The following is a 23,589-nucleotide window of genomic DNA, read 5'->3' as shown; positions in this document are numbered from 1 at the left end:
GAGGAGTCGCTCCCGGGGGCTTCTTCTGAAACCATTCGTTCACCGTCCTTACTCGGCAAGGGGGTTGCAGAGTGAGTGGTAGGGCACGGGCCGGGCTGGGGACGGGCCGCCGCCGTGCGCTGCTCGCCGGGATCACCGGGACCCCCGGCCTGACCCGCACTCCGGCCTTCGCCGAGCACTTCCCGCCGCTGCCCTTCGTGGACCGGGACGTGGACCGCCTGCGCGAGGTGCTGGAGCGGTCGGGCTACGAGGTCACCGCGTACCACTCCGGGCACACCGACCCCGACCGGCGGGAGGTGACCCGCAACAACCTGCACGGCTGGCTGGACGCCTTCTTCGCGTCCTGCGAGCCCGGCGACACGGCCCTCGTCTACCTCTCCGGGCACGGCGTCCTCCTGCAGAACCGGGACTTCCTGGTCCCGGCGGACGCGAAGCCCGACCTCGGGAGCCCCGTCGGCGCCCCCGCGCCCAACCGGAACACGCTGCTGGGCGCCGACCCGATGGACCTGCTGGACAGAAGGGTGAAGGAGGGCGTCACGGTCGCCGTCCTCCTCGACATGTGCCGTACGGAGGGCTGGAGCGAGGAGCCCCCGCGCAAGGTGCTGTCGGAGGCCCAGAACGCCTTCTGGCTGTACAGCTCCGGCGCGGGGCGGCCCTCGTACGGCGAACCCTCGGCGGGCAGCTTCTTCGCCCGTGCGCTGGCGGAGTCGCTCAGCCCCGACACACCGCCGCAGACGTTCCACGCCATCGCCGCGCACACGCAGACGGTGCTGTGGCGGCTGTTCGCGGGTCGGCCTGAGGAGCCGCCGACCGTCCAGAGCGTCGGCGACCATCTGCCCGATGCCGCCGCCGACCTGGTGGAGTGGTGCGAGGGTTCGCGGCGGACGTCCCGCTGGACGGAGGCGGTACGGGAGAGCGAGCTGTGGCGGCACACCTCCCACCCCGAGCTCCACGAGCAGGTCCTGGGACGGCTGGAGCTCCTGGTCGAGGCGGTCGTCGGGCTGGGTGCGGGGACCGCCGCCCGGGGCGAGGACCCGTGGGGCGACCCGGAGCACCCCGGGCAGGTGGCGGAACGGGTCACCACCTGGCTCGGGCGTCTCGTCGAGTGGGCCGGGCTGCGGGAGGCGGAGCTGCTGTCGCCCGCCGAGACCGCGATGCTGCTGGCGGCGCCCGTGCTGCACGAGGGGGTCCTCACGGTCGTCCTGCACGACCTGAGGACCGTGTTCGGCCCGGATCTGGGCGCTCCGGTCACCGCGCTCCTGGCCGGCCGGCTGGCCCGGGTGCAGGCCGACGCGGTGGACGTACTGCGGGCCCACGCCCCGGTGAAGCGCGCGGCGGAGTCGCTGCGCGCCCGGGGCCTGGACGACGCGGCACGGGCCGCCGACCACTGGCTGCGGCACCGGTTCGTCGCGGACTGGGACCTGCCGTGGGAGCCGGGGGACCCGGGGAGCGGGCCCGGTGGGCGGGACAGGTCGCCGGACTACCCGGAGGTCGACCTGCTGATCGGCCTGGCCACCGACGCCGTCTGCTGCATCGGAGACACTCGGGGCACGGGCACGGGCACGGGCGTCGGCACAGGCACAGGCACAGGCACAGGCACCAGCACTCGGGACACCGTCACGTACGGCACGTACGACACGTACGGCACGGGCGCGGCCGAGGTCCGCCGGATGGTCGGGCTCCAGATCCGCCAGGTGGCCGGTCATCTGACGGTCGGCCCCGCCGACAGCCCGCGCATCAACAACGCCGACGCGGACACCCGCAGGGGCTGGACCGACTACCCGCCGCTGCCCGGCACCAGGTGGCGCGGCCGCCCGATGTCCCAACTCCTGCACACCGCAGGGCTGTTGGCCGCCGATCCGCGCCGGATGTCCGGTGTGCTGGTGGAGCACCTCGCCGCCCGCTCGGCGCTGCGGCCGGGCGAGGTGCTCGCCTCCCTGTCGCAGCTCCTCGGCTTCGCCAGGTCGGCCACGGACGGCAGGCTGGGATTCCACTTCCCCGGCTGCCCCCATCCGGCGCTCCACTCGGCGGTCGAGGAGCTGGCGGAGCAGGCCGACCACGCGGTACGGGCCCTGCACAAGGAGGAGCACAACAGCCCGCTGCTGCGGGGGATCCCCACCCGGGTGGCCGCCGACCGGATCGTGCCGGAGGGCCGGAAGTACCGGGTGCCGCTGGAGCGGCTGCGGCTGGCCGAGGACGAGATCCGCCCGCTGCTCATGGGCACCCAGCTGTACGGCGACCGGATGCTCGCCGTCCGCGAGCTGTACCAGAACGCGCTCGACGCGTGCCGCTACCGCTCCATGCGGGTCGCCTACCGCATGCGGGGCGCACCGCACCCGTGGTGGAGGCCGAGGATCGCCTTCGTCCAGGACGTGGACGAGGAGGGGCGGCCGTACATCGAGTGCACCGACTCCGGCACCGGCATGAACGAGGAGCGGCTGGTCTCGATGTTCGCCCGGGCCGGGAAGCGGTACGAGCAGGACGCCCGGTTCGTGCAGGAGCTCCGCAACTGGCGGCGGGCGAAGGTGAAGGTCACCGCCCTCAACAGCCGTTTCGGCATCGGGGTGTTCAGCTACTTCATGCTGGCGGAGGAGATCGTCGTCTGGAGCACGCCGGTCGACCTGTACGGCGACCCGCTGTCCAGGGACAGCATCCAGGCCGAGATCCAGGCGGGTTCGGGGCTGATCCAGTTCCGCTCCCCCGATCCCGGGCTGCTGCCGACGGGCGGCGGGACGCGGGTGCGGCTGTATCTGACCGAGCGGAACGCGCCCGCCCCTTCGCTCATCGAGACGCTGCGGGAACATCTGCGGGTCAGTGACCACAAGGTCGTCGCGCGGGGCCCCGACGGGGACGGGCTGCCGGCCGTGGCGACGTGGGAGCCGGGCGTTCTCCAGCCGTCGGAGGACTGGACCGACCCGCCGTGGCGGCTGACCGAGGACATCTGGCTCGTCCAGGGCGAGGGGCAGCTGCTGCTCGACGGAGTCCTCGTCGCCAATGCCTCGAACCCGTACGGCTATGTGGTCAGTCTCCGGGAGCGCCACCGGCCCGAACCGAGCGTGGACCGCAAACAGCTGCACGCGTACGACGAAAGCCTCGTCATGGCGGAGATGCTGGCGGCGGTCCCGCGTCAGAAGCCCGGGTGGGAGACGGTCCTCATGCCCTCGCTGTGGCGGCTCGTGCACAGCGAACCACGGCTCGCGGTCCTGGTGGTGCGGTCCCTGCTGCCGACGGCCACCGCCGCGACCGTGGGGTGGTGGGCCAGGGAAGGGCCCAAACGCCTCCCGACGGTCCCGCTGTCCACGCTGGGCTGTCTGCCGCTGGACAACGAGGACGGCACCGACTGGATCATCTCCCTGTCCGGGTCCGACCACAGGTACGAGAACAGGGTCCTGACGCGATGGCGGCAGGGCTGGATGAGAAGGGCGTACGGGCCGGACGAACCCTTCCGGCCGAGCGGCTATCCCGCGCCGGAGGCGCTCGACGCCCTGCTGTTCCGCACCTCTCCCGCGGGTTGTTCCACCGCTCTGCAGGCGGCGTACGACGCCGGAGTCTCCGTGGGCCGTACGCTGCGCGCGTTGCGCCGGTACGCCGTCGTGGGGATCCGGGTGCCGACGGTCGCCGATCTCCGCGCGCTTCGCGAGCTGCGGCCCCATGCGCTCATGGCGGAGCTGTACGACAACTACGTGGAGACCGCCTCCCTCAACGAGCATTCGCTCAAGGGCGGCCTGGCCCTCCACGTGCCCCTGCTGCATCTGTCGAACGACCGCAACCTCAGCCTGGGGGAGGCCTGTTCCCTGCTGCGGCAACTCCTCCCGGTGGATCCGGACCTGCCCGCTCCGCCCGAGCTGGACCCGTCCGTCGCGGACTCGCCGATCCACTCGGGCGACAGCTCCTGGGATCCGACCGGGTCCCCCACCGGCGTCCTTTCGCTGCCCGGCACGGTCACCGTCGCGGAGTTCCTCGTGACCCCGGCGCCCGCCGAACTGGTGCGGCACGTGCGGCGGTGGGAAGCGTTCGGGATCACTCTCCCCCCGGGCCTGGGCCCCGAGGCGGTGGCACACGCACCGCTCTCCGAGCGGGTCCGCCGCATCCTGTCCGAGGACCGCGACGCGATGGCCCCGTGGATCAGACGGGCTCCCGACCTGTACGACCTGGTGTACGCGTCCGCCGAGTTCCAGGATCCGCTGGGCGACATCGCCGACGAGGTGCGGACCGCGCTGGCGGGCACCGGGTGGGACGTGCCCGCGGTGCCGGACGAAGCGATCGGCTGGACCGCCCCCTCCTGGGTCCAACCGCTCATCCCGAAACCCGCCGACACCAGGCACCCTGTCAGCCCCACCTGGATCACCCTCCACCCGCCGTGGGGCCCGGAGTCCGACACCGACGTCCCGGAACGCGTCGCCGCCCTGCGGATGCTGGCACTGTGCGGCATCCTCTCCGACGACTCCCCTCGGGACTGGCCCCGGCTCGCGGAAGGGGCCCGGCACCAGGCGGTGTCCCTCCTCCCGGTACGGAACTTCCTGGAGCGGTCCTGGACGGACGCCCTCGGCGGCAGGATCCCGTTCGCCGCGATGGTCGCCTTCAGCGTGTCCCACCACGCCACGCTGGAAGAGTCCGCCGCGCTCTTCGACCGGGCCGCGGACACCTTCTTCCTCCGGGTCCCCGCACTGCCGGAAGGCACCGGAGGGCTGACCCCGACCGAGGACGAGCAGGAGGCCCTGACCGGCGGGGCGGGTTTCGGCTTCGCCGACTCCCTCCCCGTGGTGCGTCTCCTCGCCTACGCCGAACGCATGCAGCGCCCCCTGCCCACCTGCATCGACCTCCTCTCCGCCTACACCCCCCTCGGCGCCCCGCCGCCCCCCGGCGACTTCACGGGACCCGACGCCGACCGGCTCGCCGACTTCGTGCCGGACGACTTCGACCTGGCCGCCTTCGACACCGGGCTGCTCGGCCCCGGCACCCTGGGGCCGCTGGAACTGGTCCTGGTGGCGGGGCGGTTCGGCCGCACGCTCGGGGAGACGTACGCGCGCTACGCGCCCTTCCGCTGCCTCGGCCTGGACGTCACCGTCCGCAGGCCCACCTCCCAGGAGGCGTCCCTCGTCCCGGACTGGCGGGACGTCGTCCTCCTCACCACCGGGCTGACCGGCCGGGCACCCGCCCTCACCGGCCCGGTCGATCCCGACCACATCCGGCTCTGTCACGAGGAGACCGATCTCGACGTCGACGGGGTCAGGGCGCGGCTGGCCTCGTACGCCGCGCTCTTCTCCTTCCAACTCCCGCCGCCCGAGGGGCAGTCCGCATGAGTCCACTCGTTCCGTACGATCCCAGCCGCTCGGTCTCCACGCCGGTGGCGGGCTTCGTCTGGTCACTCGTCGAAGGCGACCGGGCGGGGTACCAGGCCGTCGGCCCCTGCCCGGCCTGCGGCTGCCGCTTCACCGCGCGCTGGCCGTGGGGGCAGGTGTCGCTCGTCAAGGGCGGCGGGTTCCGGGGGCGGCGGAAGACGCCCGACCCCGGGCTGCCCTGGCCGCACCCGTGCTCCTGCGACTCGCCGCATCTGGGCCGCTCGGAGGGCATGCCCCCGGGCTGCGGGGCCCGGTTGAAGATCGCGGTACCGGCCGACGGACTGCCCCGATGAGCGGCCCCGACTCCGCCCCCGACCCCGGCTTCGACGACGAGCAGATCGAGCGCGCGATGCGGCGCGCCAAGGAGATGTCCGATCCGCAGGTCCAGCTCCAGATCGCCTGCCGGCAGGCCGAGGGCTACCGGAACTTCCTCGCCTCCCTGACCGGGCTGCTCACCGCCGTCTTCGTCCTCAAGGGGCAGGAGAACCTCAGCAAGCTCCCCGACACCTGGCGCTGGACGGTCGTCGCGCTGCTCGTCGCCGGGTTCGTGGTGCTGATCGTCGCGTCCTGGCTGACGGTGCTGGCCGCGCACGGCAGGCCCGGGGAACAGGTGGTGCTGGTCGCCCACGAGATCCTGCGGGCGGAGGCGGCCCGGGTGCGGCAGATCTGGCGGCTGGTCGAGTGGGCCCGCTGGCTCGCCCTGTCCGGCGTGCTGAGCGTGGCCACCGCGGTGATCGTCACCTGGATCGTCCCCAGCGCGTAGCACCCCGGGAACGCGCCGCGGCGCCTGCCCCTTGTCCGGTCGGGGACGAGGTGGGGCAGGCGCCGCGTTCAGTTCCGTACGACGCTGTACGGGACATCCTTGGGGGTTGTTCTCAGAACAACGCAGAAGCCACGGTACGCCAGGTCGGACCGTCGGCGCACGGGAGCACCCGAACTTGTCCGGTCAGACCGTCAGCGCACGGTCCGTCGGCCTCACCGGCGCCGGCAGCGCGCTGACGCCCGTCAGGTAGCGGTCGACGCCCCGGGCCGCCGAGCGGCCCTCGGCGATCGCCCATACGATCAGCGACTGGCCGCGCCCCGCGTCACCTGCGACGAAGACCCCGTCGACGTTGGTCGCGTACTCCGCGTCGCGGGCGATGTTGCCGCGCTCGTCCAGGTCGAGGCCGAACTGCTGGACGAGGCCGTTGGCCTGGTCCGTGCCTGTGAAGCCCATCGCGAGGGTGACCAGCTGGGCCGGGAGGACGCGCTCGGTGCCCGCCTTCTGCGCCGGCTTGCCGTCCTTGAACTCCACCTCGACGAGGTGCAGCTCCTGGACGTTGCCGTCCTCGTCGCCCTCGAAGTGGGTGGTGGAGACGGAGTAGACCCGCTCGCCGCCCTCCTCGTGCGCGGAGGTCACCTTGTAGAGCATGGGGAAGGTCGGCCAGGGCTGGCCCGGGTTCCGCTCCTCGCCCGGCTTGGGCATGATCTCCAGCTGGGTGACGGAGGCGGCGCCCTGGCGGTGGGCGGTGCCCACGCAGTCCGCACCGGTGTCGCCGCCGCCGATGACCACGACGTGCTTGCCCTCGGCGGTGATCGGGGCGACGGTCAGGTCGCCCTCCTGCACCTTGTTGGCGAGCGGCAGGTACTCCATCGCGAAGTGGATGCCCTTCAGCTCCCGGCCGGGGACCGGGAGGTCGCGGGAGACGGTGGCGCCCGCCGCCACGACCACCGCATCGTACCGCCGCCGCAGCTTGGCCGCGTCGATGTCCCGGCCGATCTCGATCTCCGTACGGAACTTGGTGCCCTCGGCCCGCATCTGCTCGATGCGCCGGTTGATGTGCGACTTCTCCATCTTGAACTCGGGGATGCCGTAGCGCAGCAGCCCGCCGATGCGGTCGGCGCGCTCGTACACGGCGACCGTGTGGCCCGCCCGGGTCAGCTGCTGGGCGGCGGCCAGGCCCGCCGGGCCCGAGCCGATGACGGCCACGGTCTTGCCGCTCAGCCGCTCGGGCGGCTGCGGGGTGACGTCGCCGCTGTCCCAGGCCTTGTCGATGATGGTGACTTCGACGTTCTTGATGGTGACGGCGGGCTGGTTGATGCCGAGCACGCACGCCGACTCGCAGGGCGCCGGGCAGAGGCGGCCGGTGAACTCCGGGAAGTTGTTCGTGGCGTGCAGGCGCTCGGAGGCGGCGCTCCAGTCCTCGCGGTAGGCGTAGTCGTTCCACTCGGGGATGAGGTTCCCGAGCGGGCAGCCGTTGTGGCAGAACGGAATGCCACAGTCCATGCAGCGGCCGGCCTGCTTGCTGATGATCGGGAGGAGGGACTTGGGAACGTAGACCTCGTTCCAGTCCTTCACGCGGTCGGCGACCGGGCGGGTCTGCGCGACTTCGCGTCCGGTGGTCAGAAAGCCCTTGGGGTCAGCCATTGGTCGCCGCCTCCATCATCTTCTCGGTGGTCTCCTGCTCGGAGAGCCCGGCTGTCTCAGCGGCGTCCTTGGCGGCGAGCACTGCCTTGTACGTGGACGGGATGATCTTGCTGAAGCGGGCGGCAGCGGCGGGCCAGTCGGCCAGCAGCTTCGCCGCGACGGTCGATCCGGTCTCCTCCTGGTGGCGGCGCACGACGTCGTGCAGCCACTGCTGGTCGGAGGTGGAGGGGGTCTCGATCGCGCCCAGGTTGCCCGCGTTGACGTTGTTCTTGTCCAGGTCGATGACGTACGCGACGCCGCCGGACATACCGGCCGCGAAGTTGCGTCCCGTCTCGCCGAGGACGACGGCGTGGCCGCCGGTCATGTACTCGCAGCCGTGGTCGCCCACTCCCTCGGACACGACCGTGGCGCCGGAGTTGCGGACGCAGAAGCGTTCGCCGGTGCGTCCCCTGAGGTACAGCTCGCCGCCGGTGGCGCCGTAGCCGATGGTGTTGCCCGCGATCGTGGAGTACTCGGCAAGGTGGTCGGCGCCGCGGTCCGGGCGGACGATCACACGGCCGCCGGAGAGGCCCTTGCCGACGTAGTCGTTGGCGTCGCCTTCGAGGCGCAGGGTCACACCGCTCGGGACGAACGCGCCGAAGGACTGGCCCGCGGACCCGGTGAAGGTGATGTCGATGGTGTCGTCGGGCAGACCGGCCCCGCCGAACTTCTTCGTCACCTCGTGACCGAGCATCGTGCCGACGGTGCGGTTGATGTTGCGGATGGCGATCTGCGCACGGACCGGCTGGGCGGCTTCGGCGCTGTCCGCGTTCAGGGCGTCGGCGGCCAGCTTGATCAGCTGGTTGTCGAGGGCCTTCTCCAGGGCGTGGTCCTGGACCGTGATCTGGTGGCGGACCGCGCCTTCGGGCAGCTCGGGCACGTGGAAGAGGGGCGCCAGGTCGAGGCCCTGGGCCTTCCAGTGGCGTACCGCCCGCTCGGTGTCGAGGAGTTCGGCGTGTCCTACGGCCTCTTCGAGGGTGCGGAAGCCCAGCTCGGCGAGGATCTCCCGGACTTCCTCCGCGATGAACTGGAAGAAGTTGACGAGGTACTCGGCCTTGCCGGTGAACCGCTCGCGCAGCACCGGGTTCTGGGTGGCGATGCCGACCGGGCAGGTGTCCAGGTGGCAGACGCGCATCATGACGCAGCCGGAGACGACGAGCGGCGCGGTCGCGAAACCGAACTCCTCGGCGCCGAGGAGTGCGGCGATGACGACGTCGCGGCCGGTCTTCAGCTGACCGTCGGTCTGGACGACGATGCGGTCCCGCAGCCCGTTGAGCAGCAGCGTCTGCTGGGTCTCGGCGAGGCCGAGCTCCCAGGGGCCGCCCGCGTGCTTCAGGGACGTGAGGGGAGAAGCACCCGTTCCGCCGTCGTGTCCTGAGATCAGGACGACGTCCGCGTGGGCCTTGGAGACACCGGCGGCCACGGTCCCGACGCCGACCTCGGAGACCAGCTTCACGTGGATGCGTGCCACCGGGTTGGCGTTCTTGAGGTCGTGGATCAGCTGGGCGAGGTCTTCGATGGAGTAGATGTCGTGGTGCGGCGGCGGCGAGATGAGGCCCACGCCGGGCGTCGAGTGACGCGTCTTGGCGACCCACGGGTACACCTTGTGACCGGGCAGCTGGCCGCCCTCGCCCGGCTTCGCGCCCTGCGCCATCTTGATCTGGATGTCGTCCGCGTTGACCAGGTACTCGCTGGTCACACCGAAGCGGCCGGAGGCGACCTGCTTGATGGAGGAGCGGCGCGCCGGGTCGTACAGGCGGTCCGAGTCCTCGCCGCCCTCACCGGTGTTGGACTTGCCGCCCAGCTGGTTCATGGCGATGGCGAGGGTCTCGTGCGCCTCCTGGGAGATGGAGCCGTACGACATGGCGCCGGTGGAGAAGCGCTTGACGATCTCGGAGGCGGACTCGACCTCGTCGAGGGAGATCGGGGCGCGGTCCTCGTTCTTGAACCCGAAGAGTCCGCGCAGCGTCATCAGCCGCTCGGACTGCTCGTTCACGCGGTCCGTGTACTTCTTGAAGATGTCGTAGCGACGGTTGCGCGTGGCGTGCTGGAGGCGGAAGACCGTCTCCGGGTCAAAGAGGTGCGGCTCGCCCTCGCGGCGCCACTGGTACTCGCCGCCGATCTCCAGACGGCGGTGCGATGCGGCGATGCCGGAGGCCGGGTAGGCCTTGGCGTGCCGGGCGGCGACCTCCTGGGCGACGACGTCGAGGCCCGCGCCACCGATCTTGGTCGCCGTGCCGTTGAAGTACGTGGCGACGAACTCCTCGTCCAGGCCGACCGCCTCGAAGACCTGGGCGCCCCGGTAGGAGGCGACGGTCGAGATGCCCATCTTGGACATGACCTTGAGGACGCCCTTGCCGAGGGCGTGGATCAGGTTCCGGATGGCCTGCTCGGCGTCGTCCGTCTCCATGAACGTACCGGCGCGGACCAGGTCCTCGACCGATTCCATCGCGAGGTACGGGTTGACCGCCGCGGCTCCGTAACCGATCAGCAGCGCGACGTGGTGCACCTCGCGGACGTCACCGGCCTCGACCAGCAGGCCCACCTGGGTGCGCTGCTTGGTGCGGATGAGGTGGTGGTGCACGGCGGAGGTGAGCAGCAGCGAGGGGATCGGTGCGTGCTCGGCGTCGGAGTGCCGGTCGGAGAGCACGATCAGGCGGGCGCCGGCCTCTATGGCGGCGTCGACCTCGGTGCAGATCTCCTCGATCCGGGCGGCCAGGGCGTCGCCGCCCCCGCCGACCCGGTACAGACCGGACAGCGTCGCGGCCTTCATGCCCGGCATGTCGCCGTCGGCGTTGATGTGGATGAGCTTCGCCAGCTCGTCGTTGTCGATCACCGGGAAGGGCAGCGTGACCGAGCGGCAGGAAGCGGCGGTCGGCTCAAGGAGGTTGCCCTGCGGGCCGAGCGAGGAGCGCAGGGAGGTGACCAGCTCCTCCCTGATCGCGTCCAGCGGCGGGTTCGTGACCTGCGCGAACAGCTGGGTGAAGTAGTCGAAGAGCAGCCGGGGCCGCTCGGACAGGGCCGCGATCGGCGAGTCCGTGCCCATGGAGCCGAGCGGCTCGCCGCCGGTGCGGGCCATCGGCGCGAGGATGACGCGCAGCTCCTCCTCGGTGTAGCCGAAGGTCTGCTGGCGGCGGGTGACGGAGGCGTGCGTGTGCACGATGTGCTCGCGCTCGGGGAGGTCCTCCAGCTCGATCTCGCCGGTCTCCAGCCACTGCTCGTACGGGTTCTCGGCGGCGAGGGACGCCTTGATCTCGTCGTCCTCGACGATGCGGCGCTCGGCGGTGTCGACCAGGAACATCTTCCCGGGCTGGAGGCGGCCCTTGCGGACGACCTTCGCGGGGTCGATGTCGAGGACGCCGACCTCGGAGGAGAGGACCACGAGGCCGTCGTCGGTGACCCAGTAGCGGCCGGGCCGCAGCCCGTTGCGGTCGAGTACGGCGCCGACCTGCGTGCCGTCCGTGAAGGTGACGCAGGCCGGGCCGTCCCAGGGCTCCATCTGGGTCGCGTGGTACTGGTAGAAGGCCCGTCGGGCCGGGTCCATGGAGTCGTGGTTCTCCCACGCCTCGGGGACCATCATCAGCACCGAGTGCGGCAGCGAACGGCCGCCCAGGTGCAGGAGTTCGAGCACCTCGTCGAAGGACGCCGAGTCGGAGGCGTCCGGCGTGCAGACGGGGAAGATCCGGTCGAGCTTCTCGGCACCGCTGTGTCCATTTTCGGCAGAGCCGAACAGGTCGCTCGCGAGCTGCGACTCGCGCGCCTTCATCCAGTTCCGGTTGCCCTTGACCGTGTTGATCTCGCCGTTGTGCGCGACGAAACGGTACGGGTGGGCCAGCGGCCAGGACGGGAAGGTATTGGTCGAGAACCGGGAGTGGACGAGCGCGACGGCGGTGGCGCAGCGCCGGTCGGAGAGGTCGGGGAAGAACGGCTCCAGCTGCCCGGTGGTGAGCATGCCCTTGTAGACGATGGTGCGCGCGGAGAGCGACGGGAAGTAGACACCGGCCTCGCGCTCGGCGCGCTTGCGCAGGACGAAGCCCTTGCGGTCCAGCGCGATGCCCTCGTTCTCACCGTCCGAGACGAAGAGCTGCCGGAAGGTCGGCATGGTGGCGCGTGCGCCGTTGCCCAACAGGGCGGGGGTGACGGGCACTTCACGCCACCCGAGGACGGTGAGGCCCTCTTCGCCCGCGATCGTCTCGATCTGCGAGACGGCATCGGCGGCGAGCGCGTCGTCAGCGGGCAGGAACGCAATGCCTACGGCATATGCCCCAGCTGCCGGAAGGGCGAAGTCCGTGACCTCGCGGAGGAAGGCGTCCGGGACCTGGAGCAGGATGCCGGCGCCGTCGCCGGAGTCGGGCTCGGAGCCGGTGGCACCGCGGTGTTCGAGGTTCCGCAGCACGGTCAGCGCCTGCTCGACCAGCTCATGGGAGGCCACACCGGTGAGGGTGGCTACAAAGCCGACGCCGCATGCGTCGTGCTCGTTGCGGGGGTCGTACAGCCCCTGCTGGGCGGGGCGACCGTCCATGGGCGACCAGGCGTGGGTACGCATCGGCACTCCCGTCGTCGTCGTGGCATAGGCAAATACCGAGGGACGACACTGGCCCTCCGCGAAATTTCGTGCAGGTTACATGATGGCTGGCTTCTCGCGAAGCGGATAGCTCATTCCACCATGCGGACACCGCACGCAGCGATGGATGCGGCGCGGTGGATGTGGTGCAGAGGTGGGCAGACCGCCACCTGCAGGACCGTAGCGAAGCAAGCATCATTGCCTGCGGCGCTTACGGCTCATGCCCGGTGGTCAACTGGACGAAACCGATGGGTAACGACTACTTATGCGACACCTTGCATATAGCCACATCCTAAGGGGAGTGTCCCGGATCCGCGCCGGGGCGTACGTCACACTCACGACACCTGCCCGTCGCCGCCCGGACACGTACCCGCCGACACGCGAGAACCCCTGGTGGGCCGTCTTCCTCTGCCCGGCCCACCAGGGGTTCCTCCCGTACGGACGGAGCTAGACCGCCGCCCCGAAGAGCGCCCCGAGCCCGTACGTCACGGCGGCAGCCGCCCCGCCGAGCGCGAGCTGGCGCAGTCCGCTGAACCACCACGTCCGCGCGGTCACCCGGGCCACGACGGCCCCGCACGCGAAGAGCCCGGCGAGGGCGAGCAGCACGGCGGGCAGCAGCGAGGTCGCACCCAGCAGGTACGGCAGCACGGGCAGCAGCGCCCCGAGCGCGAACGCCCCGAAGGACGACACGGCGGCGACGAGCGGCGAGGGAAGGTCGTCGGGGTCGATCCCCAGCTCCTCCCTGGCATGGATTTCGAGCGCCTGCTCGGGATCGCGCGACAGCTGCTCGGCGACCTGTCGCGCCAGGTGCGCCTCCACCCCGCGCGACTCGTAGAGTGCCGCCAGCTCCGCCATCTCGTCCTCCGGGTGCTTCCTCAACTCCCGCCGCTCGACGTCGAGTTCGGCCTCCACCAGCTCGCGCTGCGAGGCCACGGACGTGTACTCCCCCGCCGCCATCGAGAACGCGCCGGCGGCCAGTCCCGCCAGCCCCGTGATCACGATGGTCTGCTGCGCGACCGACCCGCCCGCCACACCGGTCATCAGCGCCAGGTTGGACACCAGCCCGTCCATCGCCCCGAACACGGCCGGGCGCAGCCAACCGCCGTTCACATCACGGTGGGTGTGGTTGTCGCGGTGCGCCTCGTGCAGTGTCGCTTCGGTCTCGATGATGGCCATGCCGGTTTTCCCCGTGCCCCTCTGTGCATCCTGCGGCCGGGGAACGCCCCGACGAGATCGAAAGTACGCACGATTCGAAGATGGCGCTAGCAAGGAAGGCCGTACTTACTTGGTACGGAGGGGTGTTGACCCGAAGCATCCAAGGCAAGCCTTTCCTCACCTGGTGCCGTTCCGGCCGCTGCGGCTGCATCGCCCCGCCGCACCCGTCCCCGGCGTGACCGCTCGCCCGCCACGACCGGTTGCCGCGCCCGCGGCAGTCGACCGGGTGACACGTGGGGCGTGGCCGAGCCGCTGCCGGGCGCGGGTGTGCGGAGATTTCCGCATGGACCCGACCACACGACCGGCGGCGTGGGGGACGCATCGAGGGATTCGTGTCCGCCGACCCGGCGGTACGGACGACACCGAGTACGCGATCCTCTCCGGCCCCCGGCCGGCCCGGGGCAGCCGCCTCGACGGGGACCGCCCGCCCCGCTCCCCGGTCCAGGGGGCCGCACTCAGGGGCGCGGGGAACTGCGCGACCAGCCACGACGCACCCGCACGCACCCCGCCCGGCCCGGACGGCCACCCACCGCATCGCGTCGGCAGCCGCCGGAACGGCGGGCGGAACCACCGACGCCCACCACGCCCTCCGGCGTCCCCACCCGCGGGACGGCGCCCCTGCGCAACCGGCTCGCCACAGCCCTCCCCCATCTCGACGGCACCGGCTTCGACACCCTCGCCCGTCCACCCACCGAGAGGCCCTGAGACAGATGACGCCCACACCGGCACCCACACCGGCACCCACGCCCGCGCCAGCACCGCCCGCCATCGTCGTCCTCGGCAGCACCAACATGGATCTCGTCGCGTACGTCGCCAAGGCCCCGGCCGGCGGCGAGACCGTCACCGGCCGGGAGTTCCGCACCGTGCCCGGCGGCAAGGGCGCCAACCAGGCCGTGGCGGCCGCCCGCGCCGGGGGCGAGGTGACGATGATCGGCGCCGTCGGCAACGACGACTTCGGCACCCGCCTCCGCAGCGCCCTCGCACACTCCGGCATCGACACCGACTCCCTGCGCACCGCCGAAGGCCCCTCCGGCACCGCGCACATCGTCGTGGACGACGACGGCGGCAACTCCATCGTCGTCATCCCCGGCGCCAACGGCCTCGTCACCGGTCTCGCCTGCGGCGACGAGGCCGTCATCACCAGCGCGTACGCCCTCCTCCTCCAGCTCGAACTCCCCCTGTCCGCCGTCACGGCGGGCGCGCGGGCGGCCCGGCTGCACGGCGTACGCACGATCCTCACCCCGGCCCCGGCGGCCCCCATGCCGCCCGAACTCCTCGCCGCCACCGACCTGTTGGTGCCCAACGAGCACGAGGCCGCCGCCCTCACCGGCCGCCACGACCCGCTCCTCGCCGCCCGCGCCCTCCTCGACGACGTACCGGAGGTGGTGGTCACGCTGGGCGCGGCGGGCAGCGCGTACATCAGCCGGGACGCCCCCGAACCGGTCTTCGTGCCGGCCGTCCGCTCCAGACCCGTCGTCGACACGACCGGCGCGGGGGACACCTTCGTGGGCGCGCTCGCCGTCGCGCTCGGCGAGGGGAAGCCGATGCCGGAGGCGATGCGGTGGGCGTCGGCGGCCGCGGCCCTGTCCGTCCAGCGCCACGGAGCATCGACCTCGATGCCGTACCGCCAGGAGATCGACGCCCTGTGACCCGGCCCCGCACGGATCCGCCCCGCACGGCGCCAACTCTCCTATGCCAACCACGAGTTGGTGCTCGCCCGGGTCACCGGCTTCGGACAGCACGGTCCGTACTCCCGCCGATCGCCGCCTTCGAGGAGGCGTCGGCGGCCGTGGCTCCCGTCCAGGACATCAGCGACGTGATGACCGACCCCCAGTACACCGCCCTCGACACCCTCACCGAGGTCCCCGACCCCGAACTCGGCCTCTCCCCCGCCGAGATCACCACCCTGCGCGAAACCGGAGCCACCCGCTGATGCCCACCCCGTCTGCCCCCGTTACCCCTCTCACCTGGCTGTACGTTCCCGGGGACCGCCCGGAACGGGTCGCGGGCGCCCTCGCCTCCGGGGCCGACGTCGTCATCGTCGACCTGGCGGACTCGGTCGCCCCCGACCGCAAGGAGTACGCCCGCACCGCCACCGCGGAGCTCCTCACCGACCTCCCGCCGGTCCCCGTGCACGTACGCCTCAACGCCCTCGACTCACCCCTCTCGCAGGCCGACCTGCAGGCCCTGGCCCCCTGCCCCGGCCTCTCCGGCCTCCGCCTCCCCAAGGTCACCGACTCGGCCGAGATCCGCCGGATCGCCAACCACACCCCCGAGACCCCCCTCTACGCCCTCCTGGAGTCCGCCCTCGGCATCGAGCACGCCCACCACATCGCCACCGCCCACCCCTGCCTCGCCGGGATCGCGCTCGGCGAGGTCGACCTCCGGGCCGACCTGGGCGTACGGGACGAGGCCGGGCTGGCGTGGGCGCGCAGCCGGGTGGTGGTCGCGGCACGGGCGGCGGGCCTCGCGCCGCCCGCCCAGTCCGTGCACACCGACGTCACCGACCTCGAAGGCCTCGCCGCGTCCTGCGCACTCGGCCGCGCGCTCGGCTTCTTCGGACGTACGGCGCTCCACCCGCGCCAGCTCCCGGTCATCGAGCGGATGTACCTCCCCGCCCCGGAGGAGATCGAGGAGGCGGAACAGATCCTGAAGGCCGCCGCAGGCGACGAGGGCGCGCAGCTGCTCCCCGACGGGCGGTTCGTGGACGCGGCGGTGGCGGCTGCGGCACGACGGACGCTGGAGGTCGCCCGGCGGGACTTCTGACCCCGGGGACGCACGAAAGGGCCGCCGGGACCGTACCGGCCCCGACGGCCCTCCGCCTACTTCTTGCAGCGCGTCAGCTCTTCTTGGCCGAACCGGCCCCGTCCTTCGCGTCCTTCGCGTCCTTCTTGTCCTTCTTGAGGTCGGCAGCCTTGACCGGCTTCGCCTCGGCCTCGGCCTTGGTCTCGACCTTGGCCCCGACCTCGGTCTCGCTCTCGGCCTCGCGGTCCGGCTCCACGATCTCCTCGCGGCCGGGACGCAGTCGCGCCGACAGCACGAGGTAGACCACGGCCAGGACGAAGACGATGATCGCCGTCCACACGTTGAGGCGCAGGCCCAGGATGTGGTGGGCGTCGTCGACCCGCATGTACTCGATCCAGGCGCGGCCGGCGCAGTACGCGGCGACGTAGAGCGCGAAGACCCGTCCATGGCCGAGCTTGAAGCGGCGGTCCGCCCAGACGATCAGCGCGGCGACACCGAGGCACCAGAGCGACTCATAGAGGAAGGTCGGGTGGTAGAGACCCGGCTCGTCCCCCTTCGTGATCTTGAGTGCCCAGGGGAGGTCGGTGGCCCGGCCGTACAGCTCCTGGTTGAACCAGTTGCCCCAGCGGCCGATGGCCTGCGCGATGACGAGGGCGGGGGCCATGGCGTCGGCCCAGGCCGGGAGCGGGATGCCGCGACGGCGGCAGCCGATCCAGGCGCCGACCGCGCCGAGGGCGACGGCGCCCCAGATGCCGAGGCCGCCTTCCCAGATCTTGAAGGCGTTGACCCAGTTCTTGCCTTCGGAGAAGTAGAGCTGGTAATCGGTGATGACGTGGTAGAGCCGCCCGCCGACGAGGCCGAACGGCACCGCCCAGACAGCGATGTCGGCAACCGTTCCCGGCTTGCCGCCGCGGGCGATCCAGCGCTTGTTGCCGTACCAGACGGCCACGAAGACGCCGATGATGATGCAGAGGGCGTAGCCGCGCAGCGGGAGGGGTCCGAGGTGGATCTCACCGGCCGCCGGGCTGGGAATGTAGGCAAGGTTCATGGCGGAGTCGACGCTACCTTGCCGGGCAGGCGCTACGACAACCCACCCGACAACGTATCCGTAACGGGAACCGGTGGGACGGCGGGACCGGTGAGGGCCGCCCCTAGCCCCCTTGGGCAGCGGGGCCGCCCCCCGGGGGCGGAACGGGTGGGCAAGGGGGCGGCCCCCACGCGGAGCCCCGCCCTCCCGACCGCACGCGCTCGCCCCGCCCCCTCACCGCTGCCCAGCCGCCCCCGCCCCCGACTTCTGCGCCCCTGGCGCAGCCGGCGCCTTCGTCCCCGCCGTCTTCCCCTTGTTCGCCTCGTCCACCCACTTCACCAGGTTCGCCGGCGAGATCTGCTCACTCCCCTTCTGCGGGAAGATCGGCTCACCGTTCAGCAGGACCGTCGGCGTCGCCTTGTACTCCGACTTGTCGAAGTCCTCCTGCACCTTGGTGACCCACCCCGCGAACGTCCCCTTGTCCACGCACGCGTCGAAGGGCGCACCCCGCAGCCCCGGCACCTTGCCCGCCAGTTCCAGCAGGTGGGTCTTCTTGCCGAAGGCGTCGTCCGTCTCCTGCGGCTGGTTGCGGAAGAGCACGTCGTGGTAGGCGTGGAACTTCCCGGCGTTCTGCGCGCAGCCCAGCGCGTTCGCCGCGTACTTCGAGCCGTTGCCCTTCATGCCGTTGTCGATGAACGACACCAGGTGGTACTCGGCGCGGATCTTGCCTTCCCGCTCCAGCTTGTTGACCGTGTCGCGCATGCTGTTCTCGAACATGCCGCAGGCCGGGCAGCGCAGGTCCTCGTAGACCGTGAGGACCGACGGCGCGTCCGTCATGCCCACAGGAACGACGACGTTCCCCTCCCCGACCGTTCCCGCCGGGGCCTTGACCGGGCCGCTGTCGGAGGCCTTGTCGCCCTTGTCGCCACCGCTGTTCGCGGCGACCACGCCTGCCACGGCTGCCAGGCCGAGGACAGCGACCACCGCCGATGCGACGATCAGCACCCGCCGTCGTTTGTCGCGCGCCTTCTGGGCTTCGCGCTCCTGGATGAGCCGCTCGCGGGCGGTTCGCTTGCCTTCAGTGTTCTTCTCGCTCACACCCGCAGCAACGAACCGGGGCGGCACCGATGTGCCGCCCCGACCCTGAATCCACTCAAATGGACTACGGAACCTTAAAGTTACGCATCCGACAGACGGACGTCAGTTCCGCCGCACGCGGACGTCGGTCGCCGCACACGGATGTCAGTTCCGCCGCACGCCCGCCGCCAGGTCCGCCGCAAGCTCGCGCACCGCGCGCAGTCCGGACGCCTCGTCCTCGGCGTCCAGCATCCGCTTGACGAACGCCGACCCGACGATGACCCCGTCGGCGAAGACCGCAACCTCCTTGGCCTGTACGGCGTTCGAGACACCGAGCCCGACGCACACCGGCAGTTCGGTCGTCGCCCTGGTGCGCCGTACGAGCTCCTGCGCCTGCTCGCCGACCGACTCGCGCGTCCCCGTGACGCCCATCAGCGAAGCCGCGTAGACGAAGCCCGAACCGGCGGCCGTGATGGTCGCCAGACGCTCGTCCTTGCTGCTCGGCGCGACCACGAACACCGTGGCCAGACCGTGCTTCTCGGCGTGCTCGCGCCACAGCGCGGACTCCTGGACCGGCAGGTCGGGCAGGATGCAGCCCGCGCCGCCCGCCGCCGCCAGCTCGGCGGTGAACCGCTCGACGCCGTACCGGTCGATGGGGTTCCAGTACGTCATGACCAGCACCGGCACCCCGGTGGCGGCGTGCGCCTCGCGCACCGTGCGCATCACGTCGGCGATCTTGACGCCGCCGCGCAGCGCGATGTCGTCGGCGGTCTGGATGACCGGGCCGTCCAACACCGGGTCGCTGTGCGGCAGTCCGACCTCGACGATGTCCGCGCCGCCCGCGACGACGGCCTTGACCGCCTCGATGCCGCCGTCCACGGTCGGGAACCCGGCCGGCAGGTAGGCGATCAGCGCGGCCCGGTCCTCGGCCTTCGCGGCGGCGAGGGTGTCGCTCAACAGCTGTACGTTCCCGCTCACTTGACGTCCCCCGAGATCTCCGCAACCGCACCGGCGTCTGCCGCTACCGCGGCGTCCGTGTCGTACAGCCCGAAGTAACGGGCCGCCGTGTCCATGTCCTTGTCGCCGCGCCCGGACAGATTGACCAGGATCAGCGCGTCCTTGCCCAGCTCCTTGCCGAGGTCCAGCGCACCGGCGAGCGCGTGCGCGCTCTCGATGGCCGGGATGATGCCCTCGGTGCGGGAGAGCAGGCGCAGCGCCTGCATGGCGGCGTCGTCGGTGACCGCGCGGTACTCGCCGCGGCCGATGTCCTTGAGGTACGAGTGCTCCGGGCCGATGCCCGGGTAGTCGAGGCCCGCCGAGATCGAGTACGGCTCGGTGATCTGGCCCTCCTCGTCCTGGAGGACGTACGAGCGCGAACCGTGCAGGATGCCCGGCTCTCCCGCGCTCAGCGTCGCCGCGTGCTCGCCGGTCTCGATGCCGTGTCCGGCGGGCTCGCAGCCGACGAGGCGTACGTCCGTGTCCGGGATGAAGGCGTGGAAGAGGCCGATGGCGTTGGAACCGCCGCCGACGCAGGCCACTGCCGCGTCCGGCAGGCGGCCGGCGCGCTCCAGGATCTGGCGGCGCGCCTCGACGCCGATCACCCGGTGGAAGTCGCGGACCATCGCGGGGAAGGGGTGCGGGCCCGCGACCGTACCGAAGAGGTAGTGGGTGCGGTCGACGTTGGCGACCCAGTCGCGGAACGCCTCGTTGATGGCGTCCTTGAGGGTGCGGCTGCCGGACTTCACGGCGACGACCTCGGCGCCCAGCATGCGCATCCGGGCGACGTTCAGCGCCTGGCGCTCGGTGTCGATCTCACCCATGTAGATGGTGCAGTCGAGGCCGAAGAGCGCGCAGGCCGTGGCGGTGGCGACGCCGTGCTGGCCCGCCCCCGTCTCGGCGATGACCCGGGTCTTGCCCATCCGCTTGGTGAGCAGGGCCTGCCCGAGCACGTTGTTGATCTTGTGCGAGCCGGTGTGGTTGAGGTCCTCGCGCTTGAGGAAGATCCGGGCGCCGCCCGCGTGTTCGGCGAAGCGCGGCACCTCGGTGAGGGAGCTGGGACGGCCCGTGTAGTTGACCATCAGGTCGTCGAGCTCGGCGGCGAAGGCGGGGTCGGCCTTGGCCTTTTCGTACTCGACGGCGACCTCGTCCACCGCGGCGACCAGCGCCTCGGGGATGAACTTGCCGCCGAACTCACCGAAGTAGCCCTCGGTGGTGGGCACTTGACCCTGGGGGTCGGGAAAGAAGAACTCGCTGGGCATGCGGAAACTCCTCGTCGAGCCACGTACTGCGCGTGGCGAGGGGAAAAGGCGTCACTGGCGGAACGTCGGAATATGACGTTCCGCGCTGGTGGTACGTCGGGGTACGACGTTCAGCGACGCCATCGCATGCCGTTGATCTGGCCGGGCTCGGAACCGATGTGGTACCGCACCCGCCGGCCCCGCACCCGTCGCGCAGGCGCACGGCAGCCGCGAGGGCGGCAGCCGCGGGCGAGACGGGCGTGAGGCGTCATGGCGGAGTCGTCAGCCCCGTCCGTGGCGGAGCGCCGGGTGGGCGCCCGCGGCGACCAGGTCCGAGACGGCGGACTTCGGGTCGCGGCCGGTCACCAGGGACTCGCCGACCAGGACCGCGTCGGCGCCCGCGTTGGCGTACGCGATCAGGTCGTGCGGGCCGCGCACGCCGGACTCGGCGATCTTGACGATGTGGTCCGGGATCTCCGGGGCGACGCGCTCGAAGGTGCCGCGGTCGACCTTGAGGGTCTTGAGGTTGCGGGCGTTCACCCCGATGATCTTCGCTCCGGCGGCGACGGCCCGGTCCACCTCGTCCTCGTCGTGCACCTCGACCAGCGGGGTCAGCCCGATGGACTCGGCGCGCTCGATGAGGGAGACCAGCGCGTCCTGCTCCAGGGCCGCGACGATCAGGAGCGCCAGGTCGGCACCGTACGCACGGGCCTCCCAGAGCTGGTAGGCGGTGACGATGAAGTCCTTGCGCAGCACCGGGATGTCGACCTTGGCCCGGACGGCTTCCAGGTCGGCCAGCGAACCGCCGAAGCGGCGCTCCTCGGTGAGCACGGAGATGACGGCCGCGCCGCCCGCCTCGTAGTCGGCGGCGAGGGCCGCGGGATCGGCGATGGCCGCGAGCGCGCCCTTGGAGGGGCTGGACCGCTTGACCTCGCAGATGACCTTGACGCTGTCGCCGCGCAGGGCCGCGACACCGTCCTTGGCGACGGGCGCCTTGGCAGCCCGCTCCTTGAGCTCCTCCAGGCTGACACGTGCCTGCCGCTCCGCGAGGTCGGCGCGGACGCCTTCGATGATCTCGTCGAGCACACTCACGCGAGCTGCCCCCTTCCGGGACGGTGGTGGAGGGCCAGGTTCGGCCACAAGCGATGGTATCCGTACCGGGCCGGAGGCACCGCATCCGGTGGGTATCCGTCCCACTACCTGGGCATTTACGGAGCGAGCGCGGAACCGAACGGGAGGTTCCGGACAACGCTGAAGACGGCGAAGAGCCCGCCCAGGACCCACCACTGGGCCGTGGTCGGCGCGAACCTCATGGGCCTGGCCCGTACCGCCCGGGTGAGCCACACCACCATCAGCACGGCGAAGGCGGCGTACCCGACGACCGCCATCGCGTTGGCACCGAGCGCGGCCGGCAGGTCGCCGTGCGCGACCGCGTGCGCGCTGCGCAGGCCGCCGCAGCCCGGGCAGAAGATGCCGGTCATGGCGAGGAGCGGGCAGACGGGGTAGTGGCCGGGCTGGTTGGGATCGACCGAGCCGACGTACACGAAGGCGGCCACGACCCCGGCGAGGGTGCCCACGGGGGCGGCCAGGCGGCGCACCAGGGACCGCTGCTGCGGCCCTGGGGCGGGAACGACGTGCTGCGAGGGGGCTGGCGAAGGGGCCGGCGAGGAGGCGTCCACCCGCCGATTGTCCCCGCTGGGGAGTGTGTGCGCACGCCCCGGCATGCGAAAGGGCGCGGCCCGCTGCGCGGTGTGCCCGCCGGGCACGCGAAAAGGCGCAGCCCGTGCCGGGCTGCGCCTCGCGTCGCCGGCGCCCGCGCCGTGGGGTGCGGACGCCCGCGGTGCTACTGAAGCTGCGCGCGGGCTGCCGCGACGCGGGCCTCGGTGAGGGCCGGGGACTCCTTCGGCATGCCCATGCCGGCGAGACGCATGGCCAGACCGACGATGCCGCCGACCAGCGAGATGCCGATGCCGATCCAGAAGCCGACGGAGTTGGCCATCACCATGTACGCGCTGGAGATGCAGATACCGATGAAGGCGATCACGACGCCGGTCCAGGCGGCCGGGGTGTGTCCGTGGTGTCCGCGGCTGGCCATGAGGTGCTCCTAGGTGACTTTGTGCTCTTCAGCTTCCGAGATGCTCGGGCTCATTGTTCCCCACCGTGGCACCGCGCGTGACTTCGGGTCACCCTTCGCGCGTCGGCGGCCGCCCGGAATCGGCGGCCGGGCCGGTGGCTTCCGGACCGGTGGCGGGACCGGTGGCCGGTTCCGCGGTGGCCGGACCCGCGGTCGTCGGGTCCTCGCCGCGGTCCAGGGCCTTCCACAGTTCCTCGGGGCGCTCCGGGTCCACCGCCCTGCGGGCCTGCGCGCGGGTGCGCGGCCCGCCCTCGCGCTCGTACCGCCCGCCCATGCCCGGCCACTTGCCGCCGAACCGCAGGGCGAGCAGCCCGGCGACGAGGATCAGGAGGGCGCCCGAAGCGGTGACGTAGGGCCAGGCCGTTCGAGTGAGTCCGGTGACCGTGGCGGCGACGTCGCCGGAGAGTTTCGCGGCCTGTGCGTCGAGCGCGGCGTGGTCGCCGGCCCCGAGCAGGGACGCCGCGACGGCTCCGGCACCGCTCAGGGCGAGCAGTGCGGAGACCAGGACGCGGCCGGCCCTGCGGACGGCGAAGACCGCGACCAGCGCGGCCAGGGCGACGATCGCGAGGGCGGCGGGCGCGCCGGTGACGGCCTGCCCGTCCGCGTCGAGGGTCTTCGTGCCGATGCCGGCGACCGTGGCCACGCCCGACGTCCAGGTCTGCCCGGAGGAGATCAGGACGACGGTGGCGCCGACGGCGCCGAGCAGCAGGGCGGCGGCGAGGCTGCGCCTGCCGCCGCCACCGGCTGCGGTCGGGGCGGGCTCGTCGGGGGTCTGGGGGGTGGGGGGTGCGGCGCTCACACC

General features: G+C 71.8%; 17 protein-coding genes and 1 pseudogene. 6 read left to right on the top strand and 12 right to left on the bottom strand.

Annotation, left to right across the window (positions count from 1 at the left end; all coding sequences use genetic code 11):
• Positions 1 to 71 precede the first annotated feature (71 nt).
• Genes ACH4SP_RS17560 through ACH4SP_RS17550 form a run of 3 tightly spaced genes read left to right on the top strand, consistent with a single transcriptional unit; the run spans position 72 to position 6,105 of the window.
• On the top strand, positions 72 to 5,303 hold the full coding sequence (locus ACH4SP_RS17560; protein ID WP_398415704.1) for a caspase family protein: 5,232 nt from the start codon (positions 72 to 74) through the stop codon (positions 5,301 to 5,303).
• Positions 5,300 to 5,635 (top strand): hypothetical protein, encoded by a 336-nt coding sequence (locus ACH4SP_RS17555; RefSeq protein WP_398415702.1) that lies wholly within the window; start codon positions 5,300 to 5,302, stop codon positions 5,633 to 5,635. Before ACH4SP_RS17560 ends, ACH4SP_RS17555 begins: the two co-directional genes overlap by 4 nt.
• The gene (locus ACH4SP_RS17550; RefSeq protein WP_398415701.1) at positions 5,632 to 6,105 is read left to right on the top strand and encodes a hypothetical protein; all 474 of its coding nucleotides are present in this window, start codon (positions 5,632 to 5,634) and stop codon (positions 6,103 to 6,105) included. Before ACH4SP_RS17555 ends, ACH4SP_RS17550 begins: the two co-directional genes overlap by 4 nt.
• A 183-nt stretch (positions 6,106 to 6,288) precedes the next feature.
• Here ACH4SP_RS17550 and ACH4SP_RS17545 read toward each other — a convergent pair whose 3' ends face one another.
• The 3 genes from ACH4SP_RS17545 to ACH4SP_RS17535 form a co-directional block, all read right to left on the bottom strand.
• Positions 6,289 to 7,749, bottom strand: a complete 1,461-nt coding sequence (locus ACH4SP_RS17545; RefSeq protein ID WP_398415699.1) for a glutamate synthase subunit beta — start codon at positions 7,747 to 7,749, stop codon at positions 6,289 to 6,291.
• Positions 7,742 to 12,334 (bottom strand): glutamate synthase large subunit, encoded by a 4,593-nt coding sequence (gene gltB / locus ACH4SP_RS17540; RefSeq protein ID WP_398415697.1) that lies wholly within the window; start codon positions 12,332 to 12,334, stop codon positions 7,742 to 7,744. The genes ACH4SP_RS17545 and gltB overlap by 8 nt, the downstream gene beginning before the upstream one ends.
• Positions 12,335 to 12,799: 465 nt before the next feature.
• Positions 12,800 to 13,528: a VIT1/CCC1 transporter family protein gene (locus tag ACH4SP_RS17535; RefSeq protein ID WP_398415695.1), complete on the bottom strand. Its 729-nt coding sequence runs from the start codon at positions 13,526 to 13,528 to the stop codon at positions 12,800 to 12,802.
• Positions 13,529 to 14,277: 749 nt separating this feature from the next.
• On the opposite strand from ACH4SP_RS17535, the gene rbsK reads away from it, so the two are divergent.
• The 3 genes and pseudogenes from rbsK to ACH4SP_RS17520 all read left to right on the top strand — a co-directional run bounded on the left by rbsK (position 14,278) and on the right by ACH4SP_RS17520 (position 16,333).
• A complete protein-coding gene (gene rbsK / locus ACH4SP_RS17530; RefSeq protein ID WP_398415693.1) occupies positions 14,278 to 15,216 on the top strand; it encodes a ribokinase in 939 nt (312 codons plus the stop codon).
• Positions 15,217 to 15,326: 110 nt separating this feature from the next.
• Positions 15,327 to 15,500 (top strand): annotated as a pseudogene (locus ACH4SP_RS17525) (CoA transferase); the annotation flags it as partial.
• The gene (locus tag ACH4SP_RS17520; RefSeq protein ID WP_398415691.1) at positions 15,500 to 16,333 is read left to right on the top strand and encodes an HpcH/HpaI aldolase/citrate lyase family protein; all 834 of its coding nucleotides are present in this window, start codon (positions 15,500 to 15,502) and stop codon (positions 16,331 to 16,333) included. The pseudogene ACH4SP_RS17525 and the gene ACH4SP_RS17520, both read left to right, overlap by 1 nt.
• Positions 16,334 to 16,406: 73 nt before the next feature.
• On the opposite strand, the gene lgt is transcribed toward ACH4SP_RS17520, so the two are convergent.
• The 9 genes from lgt to ACH4SP_RS17475 all read right to left on the bottom strand — a co-directional run bounded on the left by lgt (position 16,407) and on the right by ACH4SP_RS17475 (position 23,586).
• Positions 16,407 to 17,360 (bottom strand): prolipoprotein diacylglyceryl transferase, encoded by a 954-nt coding sequence (gene lgt / locus ACH4SP_RS17515; protein ID WP_398415690.1) that lies wholly within the window; start codon positions 17,358 to 17,360, stop codon positions 16,407 to 16,409.
• A 213-nt stretch (positions 17,361 to 17,573) separates the two neighbouring features.
• Positions 17,574 to 18,437 (bottom strand): DsbA family protein, encoded by an 864-nt coding sequence (locus ACH4SP_RS17510; RefSeq protein WP_398415688.1) that lies wholly within the window; start codon positions 18,435 to 18,437, stop codon positions 17,574 to 17,576.
• A gap of 144 nt (positions 18,438 to 18,581) precedes the next feature.
• Entirely contained in the window at positions 18,582 to 19,394 is an 813-nt protein-coding gene (gene trpA, locus ACH4SP_RS17505; protein WP_398415686.1) for a tryptophan synthase subunit alpha, read from the bottom strand.
• Entirely contained in the window at positions 19,391 to 20,674 is a 1,284-nt protein-coding gene (gene trpB, locus ACH4SP_RS17500) for a tryptophan synthase subunit beta (RefSeq protein ID WP_398415683.1), read from the bottom strand. The genes trpA and trpB overlap by 4 nt, the downstream gene beginning before the upstream one ends.
• Positions 20,675 to 20,784: 110 nt before the next feature.
• Positions 20,785 to 20,925, bottom strand: a complete 141-nt coding sequence (gene trpM, locus ACH4SP_RS17495; protein WP_398415682.1) for a tryptophan biosynthesis modulator TrpM — start codon at positions 20,923 to 20,925, stop codon at positions 20,785 to 20,787.
• A gap of 10 nt (positions 20,926 to 20,935) precedes the next feature.
• Positions 20,936 to 21,745, bottom strand: a complete 810-nt coding sequence (trpC, locus tag ACH4SP_RS17490) for an indole-3-glycerol phosphate synthase TrpC (RefSeq protein WP_398415680.1) — start codon at positions 21,743 to 21,745, stop codon at positions 20,936 to 20,938.
• Between the two features lie 116 nt (positions 21,746 to 21,861).
• Positions 21,862 to 22,377: a DUF2752 domain-containing protein gene (locus ACH4SP_RS17485; RefSeq protein ID WP_398415678.1), complete on the bottom strand. Its 516-nt coding sequence runs from the start codon at positions 22,375 to 22,377 to the stop codon at positions 21,862 to 21,864.
• 119 nt (positions 22,378 to 22,496) lie between these two features.
• On the bottom strand, positions 22,497 to 22,748 hold the full coding sequence (locus ACH4SP_RS17480; RefSeq protein ID WP_398415677.1) for an HGxxPAAW family protein: 252 nt from the start codon (positions 22,746 to 22,748) through the stop codon (positions 22,497 to 22,499).
• Between the two features lie 88 nt (positions 22,749 to 22,836).
• Positions 22,837 to 23,586 (bottom strand): TIGR02234 family membrane protein, encoded by a 750-nt coding sequence (locus ACH4SP_RS17475; protein WP_398415675.1) that lies wholly within the window; start codon positions 23,584 to 23,586, stop codon positions 22,837 to 22,839.
• Between the last annotated feature and the right edge of the window lie 3 nt (positions 23,587 to 23,589).

Origin of the sequence: Streptomyces sp. NPDC021093 (assembly GCF_044333135.1) — a bacterium.
Taxonomy (GTDB): domain Bacteria; phylum Actinomycetota; class Actinomycetes; order Streptomycetales; family Streptomycetaceae; genus Streptomyces.
The sequence above is the reverse complement of the archived record's forward strand: the minus strand, read 5'-3'. Positions and strand labels throughout refer to the sequence as shown.

Excerpts from the sequence above, each read along its gene's own strand:
- ACH4SP_RS17555 (WP_398415702.1), top strand. The coding sequence starts at position 5,300 with ATGAGTCCACTCGTTCCGTACGATCCCAGCCGCTCGGTCTCCACGCCG.
- ACH4SP_RS17485 (WP_398415678.1), bottom strand. The coding sequence starts at position 22,377 with ATGCCGGGGCGTGCGCACACACTCCCCAGCGGGGACAATCGGCGGGTG.
- trpB (WP_398415683.1), bottom strand. The coding sequence starts at position 20,674 with ATGCCCAGCGAGTTCTTCTTTCCCGACCCCCAGGGTCAAGTGCCCACC.
- ACH4SP_RS17545 (WP_398415699.1), bottom strand. The coding sequence starts at position 7,749 with ATGGCTGACCCCAAGGGCTTTCTGACCACCGGACGCGAAGTCGCGCAG.
- ACH4SP_RS17550 (WP_398415701.1), top strand. The coding sequence starts at position 5,632 with ATGAGCGGCCCCGACTCCGCCCCCGACCCCGGCTTCGACGACGAGCAG.
- trpM (WP_398415682.1), bottom strand. The coding sequence starts at position 20,925 with ATGACGCCTCACGCCCGTCTCGCCCGCGGCTGCCGCCCTCGCGGCTGC.
- ACH4SP_RS17535 (WP_398415695.1), bottom strand. The coding sequence starts at position 13,528 with ATGGCCATCATCGAGACCGAAGCGACACTGCACGAGGCGCACCGCGAC.
- ACH4SP_RS17520 (WP_398415691.1), top strand. The coding sequence starts at position 15,500 with ATGCCCACCCCGTCTGCCCCCGTTACCCCTCTCACCTGGCTGTACGTT.
- rbsK (WP_398415693.1), top strand. The coding sequence starts at position 14,278 with ATGACGCCCACACCGGCACCCACACCGGCACCCACGCCCGCGCCAGCA.
- gltB (WP_398415697.1), bottom strand. The coding sequence starts at position 12,334 with ATGCGTACCCACGCCTGGTCGCCCATGGACGGTCGCCCCGCCCAGCAG.
- ACH4SP_RS17480 (WP_398415677.1), bottom strand. The coding sequence starts at position 22,748 with ATGGCCAGCCGCGGACACCACGGACACACCCCGGCCGCCTGGACCGGC.
- lgt (WP_398415690.1), bottom strand. The coding sequence starts at position 17,360 with ATGAACCTTGCCTACATTCCCAGCCCGGCGGCCGGTGAGATCCACCTC.